A 258-nucleotide genomic window follows, 5' to 3' on the forward strand; every position below is an offset into this window, starting at 1 on the left:
CGCTCAGCTTGCCGGCCTCGATGATCACCTTCGGGCACTCACGCACCGTCATGTCCTTGTAGACGAAAATCGCTACGAAGGCGGCATACACGGCGGCCACCGCGGCGGCTTCAGTCGGCGTGAACATACCCGAGTAGATACCGCCGAGGATGATCACGATGAGCATCAAACCCCAGCCCGCTTTGCGGCCAGCGGTGAGGATTTCCTTGAACGAGGCGCGCGGCAGCGACGGCATGTTCTGCACGCGTGCCATGATGT

Annotated in this window: 1 protein-coding gene; it reads right to left on the reverse strand. The window is 61.6% G+C overall.

The features are described 5' to 3' along the window. Nucleotides 1-258 (reverse strand): TRAP transporter large permease subunit (locus AC0IYH_RS32450; RefSeq protein ID WP_471838455.1); only part of this gene is annotated, 258 nt, incomplete at both ends.

This window comes from Pseudomonas sp. AC463 (genome assembly GCF_979253585.1).